The organism is Pseudarthrobacter sp. NPDC092202 (assembly GCF_044755505.1).
Taxonomy (GTDB): Bacteria; Actinomycetota; Actinomycetes; order Actinomycetales; family Micrococcaceae; genus Arthrobacter.
Genome location: NZ_JBIVRG010000028.1, coordinates 1 through 15156, shown reverse-complemented (window position 1 = coordinate 15156; position 15156 = coordinate 1). Strand labels below are relative to the sequence as shown.

Genomic DNA, 15156 nt, shown 5'->3' with positions numbered 1-15156 from the left:
GCGACGCCCGGAACACACCCCTGCCCGCGGCGCATCATCTCGCACCGGTCACGCCAGGACGGCCAGCCGAAGGCTCATCGGTGGATCGAGGCTTATTCACCACGGCCCAAACCCGCACATCCAAGCGCACATCGCCTCGTTACCGTCAGCAGAGCACGCCCGGCTCAAGGAACTGAGCAACACCGAACCCGAGGGCCTGCTCCAGGTGAGCGCCGACGTTGACCCTGACTACACGGAGGGGAGCGAGCTAACCTACCTCCATGGCGTCGCCGTCACCGAAAGGACGCCGGTGCACGGGGGCCTCGACGCGATCGAGGTCCCCGCAGGCACTTGGGCGGTATTCCGCGCCGAAGGGGCGTACCCGGAGGTTCTGCAGTCCACCTGGGCGTCCACCGCCACCGATTGGTTCCCGTCGAATCCGTGGCGGCTGCGCCCGGGCCCATCAATTGTGGCAGTCCTGGATCGCAGTGCCGACTTCAGCACAGCGAGCTGCGAATTGTGGCTCCCGGTAGAACGAGCCTGACAGGCCAGTCCGCGGACAGGACAAGGTCACGCCAGCGGCGCCCCGACCAAGGATCCTTATCCGGCGATGAGCTCCTTTACCGGCCCTTCATGCAGAGCCAGGTAGACATCGTCGCGGATCTGGTTGGCCTGTAAATCTGTCATCGTCCTGGTCAAAGGGCGAAGGACTAGCCGTATCAGCGCGTTGGCTTGTCCGTCACGAATCTGTAGCCGTTCCTGCGCTGACACCGGAAGTTCAGTACGGGGAGTGAGGGCCAGCAGTTCGACGCTTTCCAGGTCGTCTGCCTGCCCGTTCAGGGCTGTTCGGACTCGATCTCCCAGTACTTCGGCGTCCATGTCCGCGGGAACGACAATTGATATGTCGCGTCGGATTGGTGGCAGCTGGGAGACCGGCCGCCACGGTGCCAGATAAATCATCTGCTGTTCGATGCGCCTGTCCGTGGACCGGAGCAACCTGATGTCTGGGATGCCTTTACGCAGCATCAGGGCGCGGTCCAAGCCCATGCCAAGGGCTAGCCCGGACCACTTGGTGGGATCCAGGTCAGCTTGTGAGAACAGGTGCGCGGCCATGAGGCCGCATTCGGCGAGTTCGAGCCATTCCCCGTCCATGAGGACATCGATCTGCAGGCCATGCTCGGTGTAGGGGTGGACGGCAGGGACTGCGCGCCACTGGGCGCCGGGAAGCACGGCCTGGACCAGGGACGCGACCATGTCTTGAAGGTCACCGACGTCGAGGTTTGCCTGCGAGCTCACGCGCCACAGGTCTACCTGGTGCGGCGTTCCCACATGCGTGCGGTCAATGGAATCGCGTCGGTAGACAAGGCCCGGGACGGTCCACAGCTCGTCCGAGAATTCCCGAGGGTTTAGGGCTCGGAGCAGCGACGGGATAGACGCTGAGGTGTGACTGCGCAGCATGACCGTTGGGCTGATATAGCGGGAGTATCTTTGATCCCGCGTCACGTCTGATCCCTTGAATCCGAGGTGGTCGTAGTTGTCGACCACGCTGACCAGCGGGCTGTTGCGGATAACCCGTTCCGGCACATCCCATCGGTTGCGGAGCGCATCAGTGACGCTTTGCAGGAGCTCCTGCATTGCATGGGGACCGCTGAGGGGATCCGAGAGGTCCCGGATGTTCAGGGCGTCATGGAGTTCATTGGGGCTGAGGTAATTGGGCATGGTGGTCCTTGGGTTTGGATATGAGTGGTGGTTTCCGCCCCCGACTCAGATCCGGCGCCAGGACCTAGGCGCGCGCCAGTAAGCCCTCGCGACCGGAAACCGGTCGGGGGCAAGTAAATCGGCGCGTAGAAAGCATGAGGCCGAGTTTACCTCCGCCAACCGCTGGCCTGTACAACGGATACCGGCTCACGGGAAACTGGCGCCATGCGCAAACTGGCCTTCGGCATGAACGTGAGCCTCGACGGCTACATCGCCGCGCCCGGAGACGACCTCGGCTGGAGCGTCCCGAGCGACGAGCTGTTTCAGTGGTGGTCCGACCGGGTGGGGGCGACGGGCCTGGCCCTGTACGGGCGCAAACTGTGGGAGGCGATGAGCTCCCACTGGCCCACCGCCGACCAGCAGCCTGGTGCCACGCCGGCGCAGATCGAATACGCCCGCCGCTGGAGAGACATGCCGAAGGTCGTGTTCTCCTCGACGACCAGCACGGTTGACTGGAACACCCGCCTGATCACGGGCGACGCCGTCACCGAGATCGCCCGCCTCAAGGCCGACGACGGCGGCTCCATGGACATCGCCGGTGCCACACTCGCCGCAGCGGCCATGCGCGCCGGGCTGGTCGACGAGTACGCGCTTGTCACCCATCCGGTCCTGGTGGGCGGCGGAACTCCGTTCTTCACGGCCGTGGACAAGTGGGTGAACCTGTATCTGGTGGAGACCCGGACGTTCCCCGGCGGCGTGCTCCTGACCAGGTACGAGACCAGGAGCTGAGTGCCCGACGCCGGACCCGCACAGGCTCCGGGCCGACCAAGGATCTCGTGGCGCCCGAGCAGACTGGGCTGAACTTGATTGGCTGCGCAGAAGTTTCGATCCCGTGGTCCGGTCCCGGTTCAGCCCTGCCGGGTGATCCGCACCGGCGTCAGCATTTCGCGCTCGAAACCCACCACGCGGCGCTCGCCGTGAAGGATGACCTCGTGGGTGTGGACGTCCTGGGTGCTGGAGGTGGCCACGTGCAGTTTCAGCAGGCCGGGCGTGACGACGCGCTTCAGGTCCACGCCGGTGAAGGACGTGCGGTCCGCGTGCACGGTGAACTCGACCGATGCCGAGGACCCGGCCGCGAGTTCCACCCGGGCAAATCCGATCAGCTCCCGGACCGGCCGGACCACCTCGCCTACCGGGTCCGCCAGGTAAAGCTGCACTACCTCGGCACCGTCAACGGCCCCGGTGTTGGTGACCGTGCAGCTCACGGTGACCGCTTCCGCCGTCGACATCGCAGGGGCGCCGGCCACGTGGTCCGAGAACCCGAAGTCCGTGTAGGACAGCCCGTGGCCGAAGCCGAACAGCGGCGACGGGTCCAGTGCGCTGACACCGGACGGGCCGGCCAGCCGGCTGCGGAGGTAGGTGCCGGGCTGCCCGCCGGGGGTCCGCGGCACGGACACCGGCAGCTTGCCCGAGGGATTGACGACGCCGGTCAGCACGTCCCAGAGCGCCTCGCCGCCCTCCTCGCCGGGGAAGAAGCCCTGGATGATGGCCCCGGCGCGGTCCACGAAGTCACCGAGCGCGTACGGCCGGCCGCTGAGCACCACCACGATGGTGCGCGTCCCCGCAGTTTCGGCAGCAGCCAGCACCCGGTCAAGCATGCGGTGCTGGTCACCCGGGAGCCGGAGGTCGGCGGCATCGTTTCCCTCCCCGGACGTGCCGCGGCCAAAGAGGCCGGCGTTGTCGCCGACGGCGATCACGCACGTGTCCACCTCTGAGGCAATGGTGCACGCCTCCTCGATCTGTTCCACCGTGATGGCCTCGCACGTGCCGGTGGCGGCGCTGCGGACGGAGCCGAAGCGGGACGCGGCAGCGTCCGCGACGGTGGGGATCCGGATGCCCATCGGTACGTCAGGATGCGAAGCTCCCACGTGCGCGTCGAAGGAGTAGCAGCCCAGCATCGCGAAGGGGTCCTGTGCCAGCGGCCCCACCACGCCGAGTGCACCGCCCAAGGTGCCGGGCAGCGGCAGTGCGGGGCCGCCGTTGTGCGTCCTGTTGCTCAGCAGCACCAGCGACTGTGCTGCGATCTCCCGTGCCAGGGCGCGGTTCACCGCGGGGTCAAGGTTGATGGACCCGGCGGCAAGTACCGGGGGAGCGGGGTTGAAATTGGGGGACAGCAGCCCGGCCTCCTGCTTCTGGGTCAGCACGCGCCGCAGCGCGGTGTCCACCAGCTCCTCGGCAACTGCGCCCCCGCGGATCCGTTCCTCCAGGGGCTTGCCGTAGCAGTTCACCGTGGGCAGTTCCACGTCCACGCCGGCGGTGAGGGCAAGGGCAGCGGCTTCGCCCGAATCGGCGGCCACGCCGTGGGTGACGTGGAGGAAGGCAACGCCGAAGTAGTCCGCTACCACCGTCCCCGCGAAGCCCCACTCGTCCCGGAGCAGGGACGTGAGGAGTGCACGGTTGGCGGCTGCCGGCACGCCGTCTGTATCCGTGTAGGCGTGCATGACGGACCGGGCTCCGCCGTGCTTGATGGCCAGTTCGAACGGCGGCAGCATCACATCAGCCAGTTCCCGGGGGCCCATGGACACCGGTGCGTGGTTGCGGCCGGCGCGGGACGCGGAGTAGCCAACAAAGTGCTTGAGGGTTGCTACGATCCCCGCCCCCTCCAGCCCTTCAACGTAGGAGCTGGCCAGGACGCCCACAAGGTACGGGTCCTCGCCGATGGTCTCCTCCACCCGGCCCCAGCGCAGGTCCCGCACCACGTCCAGCACAGGGGCCAGGCCCTGGTGGACGCCTAGCTGCCGCATCTGGCCCCCGATCAGCCCGGCCATGCGGCGGACAAGGGCGGGGTTGAAGGTGGCACCCCAGGCCAGGGGCACCGGGAACGCAGTGGCTTTCCAGGCTGCCAGGCCTGCGAGGCATTCCTCGTGGACCTGCGCGGGGATGCCGAAGCGGGAGGCAGCCATGATCTCTTCCTGCGCGGCGGCCAGCCGGCGCGCGCCTTCCAGCGGTTCCACGGGGACGGTGCCGTACATGCGGGTGATCTGGCCCAGGCCGTTGGAGATCACTTCATCCCAGGAACGGCCGTCGCCGGCCATCTCGTTCTGCAGGGGAGCCACGGAGTCGCCCTCCGTCGAGGCATTCACCCAGACGCCGGCCAGCTGTGCCAGCTTCTCTTCCAGCGTCATCTCACGGATGAGGCGTTCGACGGCGTTGCTGCCGCCGGCCCGAGCGTTTTCCTGGCTTAGTGCTTGCTTCTCGGCGGCACCGCTCGTCACGGGCTTCTCCTATGGGATCGTGATTGTTTCTCTGAAACTATCAGAAACTTATTACAAGTTTCTAGGCTTCAAATCCTTGACGGCGGATCAAGATGCTCCATACGGTTGAGTGAAGGCGCGGAACCAAGCTCAATCCTGTGTTCGAAACTTCGGCGATGTCCTAGAAAGTTTCGAACTGTTTACGCCAACAACATTTACTGCAACGACGGAGAGATCATGCGGACGTACAGAGTGGCCATCGTGGGAACCGGCGGGATCGCCGCGGTGCACGCGGACAACCTTGCCCGGACAGGCGGGCGGGCGGAGCTCGTGGCCGCATGCGATGTGGACCAGGGCCGGCTGGACGCCTTCGCCGGCCAGCACGGCATTGAGGGCAGGTACCTCACCCTGGCCGACCTGTTGGCCGGCGCCAAACCGGACATTGTGCATCTCTGCACCCCGCCGATGTTCCACATCGACCAGGCCATCGAATGCCTGGAGGCGGGCGTCCACGTCCTGTCCGAGAAGCCGCCGGCGCTGAGCCTGGCCGACTTCGACCGCCTGGACAAAGCGCAGGCAAAGGGCGGCGCCCAGTTCTCCTGCGTCTTCCAGCACCGCTTTGGCGATGCTTCGGCGGCTGCCAGGGAACTGATCGGGGCCACAGAATTCGGCCGTCCCCTGGTGGCCCGCTGTGACACGCTCTGGTACAGGCCGGACAGCTACTGGGACCTGCCCTGGCGCGGCACCTGGAACGCCGAGGGCGGCGGACCCACCATGGGCCACGGCATCCACCAGTTCGATCTGCTCCTCCACCTGCTGGGCCCATGGGAGGAAGTCACCGCCATCGCCGCCCGGCAGGACCGCGCCACGTCCACCGAGGACCTGTCCGCGGCACTGGTCCGCTTCAGGAACGGCGCGGTGGCCACCATCGTCAACTCGCTGCTGTCTCCCCGCGAGACCTCGGACATCCGGATCGACTGCGAGTTCGCCACCGTGGAACTGAACCACCTCTACGGCTACAGCACCGAGAACTGGACCATCACTGCCGCCCCCGGCCACGAAGAACAGGTCAACAACGCGTGGGCAGGGCAGCCGCTGGAACGGGGGAGCGGACACTCGGCGCAGTTCCTGGCCATGTATGACGCGCTCGACGCCGGGCGCCCCCTTCCAGCCGGCGCGGACTCCGCACGGCAGACACTTGAGCTCGCGGCCGCCATCTACGCCTCGGCTTTCACCGGCACCCCGGTCCGGCGCGGCGACATCGTCCCCGGCCACCCCTTCTACGCCGGCATGGACGGCGAGGGACTGGGCGCCGAAGTGCTGGACGCCACCGCCCTGCGCGCCGTCCGCGCCTGACAACCCGCAACTTTCAAGGAGACTTTTCCATGACCACCCCCGCAGCCACCACAACCCGCCAGCTGAGCGTCCTGGACGACGGCGCCGCCCTCAGCTTCACCGCCAACGGCCGGACCATCGCCACCTATACCTACAAGCCCACCGACGCCCAGTACGAAAGCCCCCGGCCGTTCTTCCACCCGCTGGCAACCCTGGAAGGCGACGAAGTCACCATTTCGCGTCCGTGGGACCACGTCTGGCACAAAGGCCTGTCCTGGGCCCTGCCCAACGTGGGAAAGCACAACTTCTGGGGCGGCGCCACCTACACGCGCGCCACCGAGTACGCCAACCTGGACAACAACGGCGCCATGACCCACCAGGCATTCGCTTCGGTCAAGGAGACCGAAGCCGGGATCACGGCGTCGGAATCCCTTACCTGGACGTCCCAGGAGGGGGAACCTGTCATCGCGGAGAACCGCCGTTTCAGCATCCAGCTCCTGGACGCCGAAGGTACGGAGGGCGCCTACGCCATCCTGTTCGAGTCCGAAATGAGCAACATTTCCGGGGAAACCATCACCATCGGAAGCCCCACCACCGAGGGCCGGGACAATGCCGGCTACGGCGGACTGTTCTGGCGCGGCCCGCGGTCCTTCACCGGAGGGGAGTTCCGCAGCCCGGAGGGGGCCGGCGGTGACGAGTTCATGGGAACCCGTTCACCGTGGATCGCCTTCACGGGAAAGCATGACGACACCTGCCGGTCCTCCAGCATCCTCTTCACGGAGGACAGCGCCAACCCCGGCGCTCCCACCCAGTGGTTCGCCAGATCATCGATGTTCGCGTGCCTGGGCTCGGCGCCTTTCTTCAGCCACGAGGTGCCGCTGGAGGAAGGCTCACCCCTGACCTACCGCTACGCCGTGGTGATTGCCGACGGCGCGGTGGACGGGACGCGCGCCGCCGCACTGGCCGGAGCGGCGCAGCAGGCACTGGAAAGCTGGGCATAACCGTGGGATCCACTTTCCCCGGTGCCACCGGGCTTTCCGAGGTCACCATCTATGACTGGCCGGGCGCGGACGGCTGCGCCGGCGGTTCGCCGCACATGCACACCGCCTCCACCGAGGCGTACGTGGTGCTGGAAGGGGCGGGCCGGCTGGAGACCCTGAACTCTGACGGCTTCACCTCATCGCCGCTGGAGCCGGGAGTGGTGCTGTGGTTCACCCCCGGAACGGTGCACCGTGCCATCAACGACTCCGGCACCCTCAAGGTCCTGGTGGTGATGCAGAATGCCGGGCTGCCGGAAAACGGGGACGCCGTCATGACGTTCCCGCCGGAGCACCTCGCGGACGCCGAAGCGTACGGTAGGGCCGCGGCCCTGGAGATTAAGGATGCCGACGCCGGCCTGGCCGAGGGGGAGGAGGCAGCCCGCCGTCGTCGTGACCTGGCGCTGGAAGGCTACCTTGCCCTGAAGGCTGCCATGATTGAGTCCGGGCCCGCGGCACTGGCGGACTTCCATGCCGCGGCCGCCCGGCTGGTGGCTCCCAGGACCGCAGCGTGGGCCGACGTCCTGGCCGGCGGCGCAGCGGAGCAGGCCGAGACCACGCGGCAGCAACTGGCTTCTCTGGACGCGGCGGAAAGTTTCTACCTGGGCAAGGCCCGGACTACCATGGGGCAACGGAAGAACCGCAGGTTTTACGGCATGTGCGGCCGGATCCAGACGTGGGAACTTTCCGATAGCTGACCCGGGCGCTGTCCCGGATGAAAGGACGGCTTGGTGAGCAAGCAGGAAACGGGACGTGCCACGATTAGTGAGATTGCGCGCGAGGCCGGGGTCTCCGTTCCGACTGTTTCGAAAGTGCTGAACGGGCACGCCCACGTGGCGGCGGACACCCGGGCCCGGGTGGAGGAAATCATTGCCCGGCGGGACTACGCCCGCCGCCCGGCCAAGCGCCGGCAGAAGGCCGGACTGGTGGACCTGGTGTTCCCGGGAATGGGCTCGGAATGGGCGCTGGAAATCATCGAGGGCGTTGAGCGCGTGGCGCAGCTCGCCGGCTACGGCACGGTGGTGAGCAGCCTCAGCCTGGACGGCTCGCGCATCCGGCCCTGGCTGGCGAACGTTGCGGAGCGGAAATCGGACGGCCTGCTGATGGCGGTCTACCAGCTGGACGCCAAGCAGATCCAGCGGATCAAATCGCTGGGCATCCCGGTGGTGCTGATCGATCCCGTGGGCCAGCCAGGCCCGGACCTGATGACGGTGGGCGCGGCCAACTGGGACGGCGGATACTCGGCCACGCAGCACCTGCTGCAGCTGGGGCACAAGCGGATCGGCATGATCGGCGGCCGCGAGGACCTGCAGTGCAGCAGCGCGCGCGAGGACGGCTACAGCTCTGCCCTGCGAAGGGCGGGGATTCCGGTTGATCCCGCCCTGATGGTTCCCGGCGACTTCTCCATCGAGTCCGGTGAGGCCGCCACCCGCAAGCTGCTGCAGCTGGAGGACAGGCCCACCGCGATCTTCACCGGCAACGACGACCAGGCCCTGGGTGCCTACCGGGCCGCGCGCGCCGCCGGACTGAGCATCCCCGAAGACCTGTCCATCGTGGGTTTTGACGACATCCCTGCAGCCGAGTGGGTGGAACCGGGGCTGACCACCGTCCGCCAGCCCGTGGTGCAGATGGCCGAGACAGCCATGCGCGCCCTGCTCCGCCACCTGGACGGCGACGAGGAGCTGCCCCAGCGGATCGAGCTGGGGACCGAGCTTGTGGTGCGCGGCTCCACGGCTCCTCCGCGCAAGGGCTAGCCGGCCCCGGCGGGCATGCCTGCGAGGGAGCCGAGCTCGGCTGTTGTGGGCGGGTTGGCGCCCGGCCGGGAACACGTGATGGCGGCCGCCCTGTTCGCGTAGGCCGCCAGGGCCTGCAGTTCCCCGGGGGAGAGGCGGTGCAGGCGTGTCCTGCGGTCACCGCCCAGCGCGCCCAGCTGCCCCAGGCCGGAGACCAGTGCCGCTATAAAGGAATCGCCGGCACCCACAGTGTCCGCCACGGTAACGGGTTCCGCCGGCATCTCAACACGCCCTTGCCGGGTCAGGATGACGGGCCCGTCGGCGCCGCGCGTCAGTGCAACCAGTGCCGGTCCCAGGTCCAGCCAAGCGGCCAGCGACTCATCCGGCGTCCTGCCCGGATACAGCCAGCGCAGGTCTTCGTCGCTGGCTTTGACGGCCCATCGCATTTGAGGGTGTAGCAGTGGTCGGAAACCTCCGGTTTCGAGGAGCGATCGGGCGATGTAGGTGGTGAGGTTGCGGAAGCCGAGGGCGGAGCCGTGGAGGTGCTCGAGGCGGCCGTTGATCGCCTCGGTCGGGCCGTTCGAAGTGCCGGTCCGGTCGAAGCAGGCGAGCCCCTCGTAGTCACACTAGGGCCCGGTGCGGGCGACGCCAGCGGGACCATGGTTGCAGCTGGCACGCCCGAGCACGTCGCGGACAAGGGCGTCGGCGCTTCCGCGAGATACCTCGCCGCGGCATTGGAGGAAGCCACAGGCGTGACCCCATCGTGACGGCAGAACCATCGCACGGGTACTCGCCGCACCGTCGCCGGTACCTCACCCGTGGACTATGCCAACAAGGGTGAGGTACCGGCGACGCTCGACGAGATCATGGTCTCAGGCGGGGATTTTGGAGCCCCGGACGTCCAACTTTTCGATCGTGGGCTCGCTGAACAGTTTGCCGGCCAGAATCGCGGGTCACCCCCCCCGATTGGGAGACACGCCCTAGCTCTGGGCCTCGCCGAGGCGCGCCTCGGGCGTGAGCTCGGCGCGGAGACCGCCGCCGGTCGCAGCCCGGGCAAGAGCGCGACCCAGCGCAGGTGCCTGCTTGAACAAATTGTGACCGGCCACAAAAAGGACAGAGCCGGCCTCCCACACGGCCACGCCGTCCTCACTCCACGGGAGGTCGGTCACCCAGCAGTGAAGGAAGTCGCGCGGCTCTGGTACCCTCATCACATTTGGTGCCCGGGACGACGGCGTCCGAGCACACCAGCTCGACGAGGAGCTCTATGAACGTCTCTGCCACGCGACAATCTGCACCGCAGACCCATCTGGCGATGCCCGACCATGTCCAGTTGCGCCGCATCGTCGGCGAGTTCGCGAGAGATCTGGCTGGTCAATTCGACCTCGACCAGCTCCTCGAGCGAATCCTCCGGCGCGCCGTGTCCCTACTGGAGTCCTCGAGCGGATCCATTGCTCTCGTCGACGAACGCTCAGGGACCTACACGAAGATGGTCGACCTCAGCGTCGGCTGCCAGGCCGGCGAGACCTTCCCGATCGGCGAAGGAGTGACCGGGGAGGTGGTGCGCGCGCGATCAGGCGTGATCTTTGACGAGTACGCAGCGGTCTACCGAGGGCACATCGACCCGACGACCACTCGCTATCGCTCGGCGGTGATTGCCGTCCCGATGCTGCATGGGGAGAACGTGATCGGAGTCTTCGTCGTCTTCGGCGCGGGGGCTGACACAGTCTTCACCACACGTGATCTCGCCTTGCTGGAGCTGTTCGCCGACCATGCGGCGCTGGCTCTCGTGAATGCGGAAGCCCATCGTCAGACGGTCGAGCGCATGCGCACCGCAGTGATCGCCGGTGAGCGCGAGCGCACCGTACGCGACCTGCATGAGACCCTCAGCACTAACCTCACCCGGCTGGTCGCCCACCTCGGTGCCGCCCAAGCTCTCGACGCCGTAATCGATGCCAACAGAGTGGGCGAGCACATCCATCTGGCCCTTGAATCCGCCGAGGCTGCGCTCGAGGATACCCGGCGGACCACGATCGACTCCGTGGCCGACAGCCTCGGCGGCCGCACCCTCCACGACGCCGTGCGCGCCGAACTGGACTGGATAAAGTCCACGAGCGGAGCACACACTTCGCTCGTGCTCGTGGGCGACGAGCGACCGATCGCGAACGACACGGTGCACCAGACCTTCCGGATCGTCCAAGAACTGCTAAACAACGTGGTCCGCCATGCCCAGGCGACAAAGGTGCGTGTGGGTCTGCTGTATGAGCCCTTGGCCTTCACGGTGATGGTCGAGGACGATGGTGTCGGCTTCGAGGTCGCGACGGCGCTCGCCACCGAGGATCCGCCGCTCCGCCAGGGCCTGCGCCAGGTCCGTTCCCGGACGCAGCAGATCGGTGGGGATCTCTCCGTGACCTCCACACCGGGATGGGGAACCCAAGTACGCGTCCAGCTTCCGGATACGCCGAGCCGCAGCGAGGATTCGCAGGCCCATCGGATCCGGGTCCTGATCGCCTGTCGCTGGCCGGTGGATCGTTCTGGGATCGCGCGCCTAGTGAACCTTGCCGAGCCGAGCCTGCACGTGGTCGGGGAACTCGATGATCCCTCGACTCTCGTCTCGACCTGTGATCTGCTCGCGCCCGACATCGTGGTCGCGGACATCGAGGTTCTATCGGGGGTGGATCGAGATGCGGAGGGAAACCTGCATCTGCCGGGAGATCCTTCAGTCGTGGTCTCGAACGCGGCTCCCAACGCTGGAACGTATCGCGCGGGCACGCGGTTCCGAGCCAAGGGGTATCTCAGCCATCACGCGACGGGAGAGCAGATCGTCCGCACCCTGATCGCTGCCGGTCGCGGGGAGATCCTTCTGGATGCCGAGAACGCCGCGTGGCTGACCCAGAGCGCCGACCCCTCTGCGGAAGCGCTCACGGCCCGCGAACACGAGGTGCGAGACCTCGTGAGCCAGGGGATGCCGGACAAGGAGATCGCTACCGCCCTTCATATTTCGGTCAAGACCGTGGAGAAGCATGTCGGTTCGCTGCTGCGAAAGACCGGGGTGCGCAATCGGACCATGCTCGCCCAGCTCGATCTTGCACAGGTCAAACAGATGTAGGAGAGATGTGGGGTGTCATGGGTGACTCCTGAACTATCCGACCATCAGCAAGGCTGCAACCAGCAGGGGCGAGAGGAGAGCGACCACCGGCGCCGTGATCGCCATCGCAAGAGCTGAATATGCTGCTGCCCGAGGTTCGGACTGGAGCATCGCCGAGGTGCCGATCCCATGGGACACAACACCCATCGCTAGCCCACGCACACGCGGGTCGTGCACCCGCGCCGCCGTTAGTACCGGACCCAGGGCCATCGCCCCTAGGATCCCCGCAAGGATCGTGAGCACCGCGGAGAGCGCCGGCTCCCCGCCGATCTTCTCAGAGACTGCGATCGAGACCGGCGTGGTGGCGGTCTTCGGAGCCATAGACAAGGCCGCCGCCGCGCTCCCTCCGAGCACGTGCACCACGAGATACCCGGTGACCACAGCAGCAGTTGCGCCCGCCACGACAGAGGCGAGAACAGCGATCAAGGAGCCTCGCATGCGCTGTGCCTCCCGATGCAGCGGCACCGCAAGGGCCACGGTTGCCGGTGCGAGCAGGAATCCGATCATCTCTCCCCCCGTCATGTACGTCTGATAGTCCACGCCCGTCAGGGCGAGGCCGAGGCAGGTCAGAAGGATCGAGAGGAAGACCGGATTGGCGAGCGGGTGCCCATGCACCCAGGTCGCGATCCGATTCGCCAGGAGGAAGGCTCCCAGGGTGAGGCCGACCCCGAAGACCGGGGAATCGGTGAGCACACGCCAGAGTTCGTGCAGCATCGACATCACGATGCTCTCCTCGAACGGAACCCGTTCTGGGCCTTGAGGGCGAACCGGGAGACCACCGCGGTGACGGCCAATCCTGCGGCCCAGGACAGGACGAGACCGGCCAGCAGCGGCAGGGCATCGAGCCGGATCCTCGCCACGAGCGCGATCACCCCGGTGCCCGCGGGGACGAAGAGCAACGGGAGCAGGGCCAGCAGACGGTCGGAGACGCGGATGGCCGCGAGCCCCTCTCCGTGGCCCTGCCCGTCTCCCTTCACGTGTCCCTTCATGGACAGCACGATCAGCAGGAGCATCATCCCGAGGATCGCCCCGGGGACGGGAACCCCGGCCAGGGCGACCACCAGATCTCCGAGAGCGAGGCAGGCGAGGATCTGCACAAATCCGAAGATCAGCGTGAGAAGGCTGCTATACAGCGAATCGCCTTGCGCTGCGTCGGGGCCTTCCTCCCGCTCCGTTCGGGTACGGGGTGCGTCCTCCGGTGTCATCGGGGCCTCCTCATCGAAACCTTCAGCGTGCCTGAAGGGCTCCGCGATTACCCTTCCGTTCGCGGCGGGAGCGGACAAGGCGGATTTTCCCTACCTCCGGCGTAGGGCTCTTCCCGATGTGCACACCCCGCGGGCTTCCCTAGCGTGGAGCACAACCGCGGCGCATCACCCGCAGCGGCGACTCGAAGAATTCAGTCGGAAGAATCCAGTCGAAGGAGACTGCAGCTATGGCTCAGAGCACTGTTCAGACACTCGTCAGCCCTGGTCGGTACGTCCAGGGGCGCGGCGCGCTCGCACAGTTCGGCGAAAACCTCGCCCGCGTCGGCAAGAAGCCCCTCATTATCTCGGATGCCTTCGTCCGCGAGCTCGTCGGCGACCGTGTCGTCGCGAGCCTCGAGGCAGCCGGGCTGCCTGTCATCTGGGAGGAGTTCAGAGGCATTCCCCATCCCGGGGAGATCGCCCGGTTCGTGGAGTTCATCAAGCAGCACGACGCCGATGTGGTTGTCGGCGTGGGTGGCGGAAGCGCCATCGATGTCGCGAAGTCCTCGGGGCACGAGACTGGCATCCGGTGGGTCACGGTACCGACGGCGGCATCCACGGACGCGCCCACCTCCGCGCTCGGCGTGATCTACACCGCCGAGCACAACTTCCTGGAGTACCGGATCTTCCCCCACAACCCCGACCTCGTCCTTGTGGACGTCGATGTCATCGCGGCGGCACCACCCGTCTTCCTCGCGGCAGGTGTCGGGGATGCGCTCGCGACCTGGCTCGAGGCCAAAGCCGTGGCGGAGTCCTTCTCCGACACCATCGCGGGTGACCTCGCGACAGTCACCGGGACGGCTCTCGCGAAGCTCTCCTGGGAGATCATTTGGGAGAATGCGCTTCCTGCGATGGACGCAGTGCGCCATGGGCTGATCACTCCCGCGGTCGAAAAGCTCACGGAGGCGAACATCCTGCTTTCGGGTCTTGGCTTTGAGTCGGGTGGCCTTGCTGCAGCGCATGCGATCCACAACGGCCTCACGCAGGTGCCCCAGACCCACGGGCTCATGCACGGTTTCAAGGTGAACATTGGTAGCCTCACCCAGCTCGTCCTGGAAGGTGCCCCGTACCAGGACATCGTTGACTTCATCGAGTTCACGACTCGCGTGGGGCTGCCCACGACCCTCACCGAGGTCGGCATCGATGTGGACGACATCGACACGATCACCAAGGTCGCCGAGGGTGCGACGGCGGAGGGCGAGACCATCCACTGCATGCCCTTCGAGGTCACCGTGCCTGCGCTCGTTGATGCCCTGCGTTCGATCGAGCACCTTTCGCGGCGGATCCGCGAGGAGGCGGGGCTCCCCGCCCCTGTGCTGTACACCCCGAAGAAGCACTGATCCGGGGCGAAGTAGGTCGACGGGTCGCGGAACCATTCAACCTCGCCCCGTTTGAATCCGCCAAGGATCGACCTCCGCCGAGCCGAAGCGCGTGCCGCTACAGCTCGGCGGAGGTCGGTCAGCTTCGTCATCGCATAAGTCGCGCCCGGAGAGCGGAAAACTCCTCGAACCTTAAATGGCCTCCCCTGCAATGGCGAATCACCCTTTTCGGCCGGCAGATGCAGGAGGGCTCCTCGGCCCTTGCTCGCCGCTGCGCCGTGACTTGCGGTGCTCCCGAACAACTGCACGGCACTAATAGGGCTCTTCGCAGTTGAGGGTGTAGTCGAGGGTCGGCGGCTGGTTCGTGGATAGACGTCGAGGTCTTCCAGGATGGAAGTTCTCACACTGCCCA

13 protein-coding genes and 2 pseudogenes are annotated in these 15156 nt (G+C 66.7%); 8 read left to right on the top strand and 7 right to left on the bottom strand.

Annotation, left to right across the window (positions count from 1 at the left end; genetic code table 11):
• On the top strand, window positions 1–523 hold a 523-nt coding region (locus tag ACIQF4_RS20905; RefSeq protein WP_400517832.1), incomplete at its 5' end, for a GyrI-like domain-containing protein.
• A gap of 56 nt (window positions 524–579) precedes the next feature.
• Here the strand turns inward: ACIQF4_RS20905 and ACIQF4_RS20900 are convergent.
• Window positions 580–1698, bottom strand: coding sequence for a hypothetical protein (locus ACIQF4_RS20900; protein WP_400517831.1), 1119 nt, complete (start codon window positions 1696–1698; stop codon window positions 580–582).
• A 204-nt stretch (window positions 1699–1902) separates the two neighbouring features.
• Between ACIQF4_RS20900 and ACIQF4_RS20895 the strand changes: the two genes are divergently transcribed.
• Entirely contained in the window at window positions 1903–2466 is a 564-nt protein-coding gene (locus ACIQF4_RS20895) for a dihydrofolate reductase family protein (protein WP_400517830.1), read from the top strand.
• 119 nt (window positions 2467–2585) lie between these two features.
• Here ACIQF4_RS20895 and ACIQF4_RS20890 read toward each other — a convergent pair whose 3' ends face one another.
• Window positions 2586–4952, bottom strand: coding sequence for a glycoside hydrolase family 3 N-terminal domain-containing protein (locus ACIQF4_RS20890; RefSeq protein ID WP_400517829.1), 2367 nt, complete (start codon window positions 4950–4952; stop codon window positions 2586–2588).
• 216 nt (window positions 4953–5168) lie between these two features.
• On the opposite strand from ACIQF4_RS20890, the gene ACIQF4_RS20885 reads away from it, so the two are divergent.
• From ACIQF4_RS20885 to ACIQF4_RS20870, 4 genes are read left to right on the top strand one after another with little or no spacing between them, the layout of a single operon-like run.
• Window positions 5169–6287 (top strand): Gfo/Idh/MocA family protein, encoded by a 1119-nt coding sequence (locus ACIQF4_RS20885; RefSeq protein WP_400517828.1) that lies wholly within the window; start codon window positions 5169–5171, stop codon window positions 6285–6287.
• A 29-nt stretch (window positions 6288–6316) separates the two neighbouring features.
• A complete protein-coding gene (locus ACIQF4_RS20880) occupies window positions 6317–7267 on the top strand; it encodes a PmoA family protein (RefSeq protein WP_400517827.1) in 951 nt (316 codons plus the stop codon).
• A gap of 2 nt (window positions 7268–7269) precedes the next feature.
• Window positions 7270–8001, top strand: coding sequence for a cupin domain-containing protein (locus ACIQF4_RS20875; protein ID WP_400517825.1), 732 nt, complete (start codon window positions 7270–7272; stop codon window positions 7999–8001).
• Between the two features lie 30 nt (window positions 8002–8031).
• Window positions 8032–9057, top strand: a complete 1026-nt coding sequence (locus ACIQF4_RS20870) for a LacI family DNA-binding transcriptional regulator (protein WP_400517824.1) — start codon at window positions 8032–8034, stop codon at window positions 9055–9057.
• Here ACIQF4_RS20870 and ACIQF4_RS20865 read toward each other — a convergent pair.
• The 3 genes and pseudogenes from ACIQF4_RS20865 to ACIQF4_RS20855 form a co-directional block, all read right to left on the bottom strand.
• Window positions 9054–9482 carry a PfkB family carbohydrate kinase gene (locus ACIQF4_RS20865; RefSeq protein ID WP_400517822.1) on the bottom strand — a complete coding sequence of 143 codons (429 nt, stop codon included), beginning with the start codon at window positions 9480–9482 and terminating at the stop codon, window positions 9054–9056. The two genes, ACIQF4_RS20870 and ACIQF4_RS20865, sit on opposite strands and share 4 nt — an antisense overlap.
• A pseudogene (locus ACIQF4_RS20860) lies at window positions 9483–9647 on the bottom strand (transposase); the annotation flags it as partial.
• A 369-nt stretch (window positions 9648–10016) separates the two neighbouring features.
• Window positions 10017–10235 (bottom strand): annotated as a pseudogene (locus ACIQF4_RS20855) (amino acid oxidase); the annotation flags it as partial.
• 65 nt (window positions 10236–10300) lie between these two features.
• Here ACIQF4_RS20855 and ACIQF4_RS20850 point away from each other — a divergent pair.
• A complete protein-coding gene (locus ACIQF4_RS20850) occupies window positions 10301–12142 on the top strand; it encodes a GAF domain-containing protein (RefSeq protein WP_364274406.1) in 1842 nt (613 codons plus the stop codon).
• A 33-nt stretch (window positions 12143–12175) separates the two neighbouring features.
• On the opposite strand, the gene ACIQF4_RS20845 is transcribed toward ACIQF4_RS20850, so the two are convergent.
• Entirely contained in the window at window positions 12176–12901 is a 726-nt protein-coding gene (locus ACIQF4_RS20845; protein WP_364274418.1) for an LrgB family protein, read from the bottom strand.
• Window positions 12901–13386, bottom strand: coding sequence for a CidA/LrgA family protein (locus tag ACIQF4_RS20840; RefSeq protein ID WP_364274409.1), 486 nt, complete (start codon window positions 13384–13386; stop codon window positions 12901–12903). Before ACIQF4_RS20840 ends, ACIQF4_RS20845 begins: the two co-directional genes overlap by 1 nt.
• Before the next feature lie 227 nt (window positions 13387–13613).
• On the opposite strand from ACIQF4_RS20840, the gene ACIQF4_RS20835 reads away from it, so the two are divergent.
• Window positions 13614–14765 (top strand): glycerol dehydrogenase, encoded by a 1152-nt coding sequence (locus ACIQF4_RS20835; protein WP_364274412.1) that lies wholly within the window; start codon window positions 13614–13616, stop codon window positions 14763–14765.
• Window positions 14766–15156 lie beyond the last annotated feature (391 nt).

Excerpts from the sequence above, each read along its gene's own strand:
- ACIQF4_RS20900 (WP_400517831.1), bottom strand. The coding sequence starts at position 1,698 with ATGCCCAATTACCTCAGCCCCAATGAACTCCATGACGCCCTGAACATC.
- ACIQF4_RS20895 (WP_400517830.1), top strand. The coding sequence starts at position 1,903 with ATGCGCAAACTGGCCTTCGGCATGAACGTGAGCCTCGACGGCTACATC.
- ACIQF4_RS20885 (WP_400517828.1), top strand. The coding sequence starts at position 5,169 with ATGCGGACGTACAGAGTGGCCATCGTGGGAACCGGCGGGATCGCCGCG.
- ACIQF4_RS20880 (WP_400517827.1), top strand. The coding sequence starts at position 6,317 with ATGACCACCCCCGCAGCCACCACAACCCGCCAGCTGAGCGTCCTGGAC.
- ACIQF4_RS20865 (WP_400517822.1), bottom strand. The coding sequence starts at position 9,482 with ATGCGATGGGCCGTCAAAGCCAGCGACGAAGACCTGCGCTGGCTGTAT.
- ACIQF4_RS20850 (WP_364274406.1), top strand. The coding sequence starts at position 10,301 with ATGAACGTCTCTGCCACGCGACAATCTGCACCGCAGACCCATCTGGCG.
- ACIQF4_RS20845 (WP_364274418.1), bottom strand. The coding sequence starts at position 12,901 with ATGTCGATGCTGCACGAACTCTGGCGTGTGCTCACCGATTCCCCGGTC.
- ACIQF4_RS20840 (WP_364274409.1), bottom strand. The coding sequence starts at position 13,386 with ATGACACCGGAGGACGCACCCCGTACCCGAACGGAGCGGGAGGAAGGC.
- ACIQF4_RS20835 (WP_364274412.1), top strand. The coding sequence starts at position 13,614 with ATGGCTCAGAGCACTGTTCAGACACTCGTCAGCCCTGGTCGGTACGTC.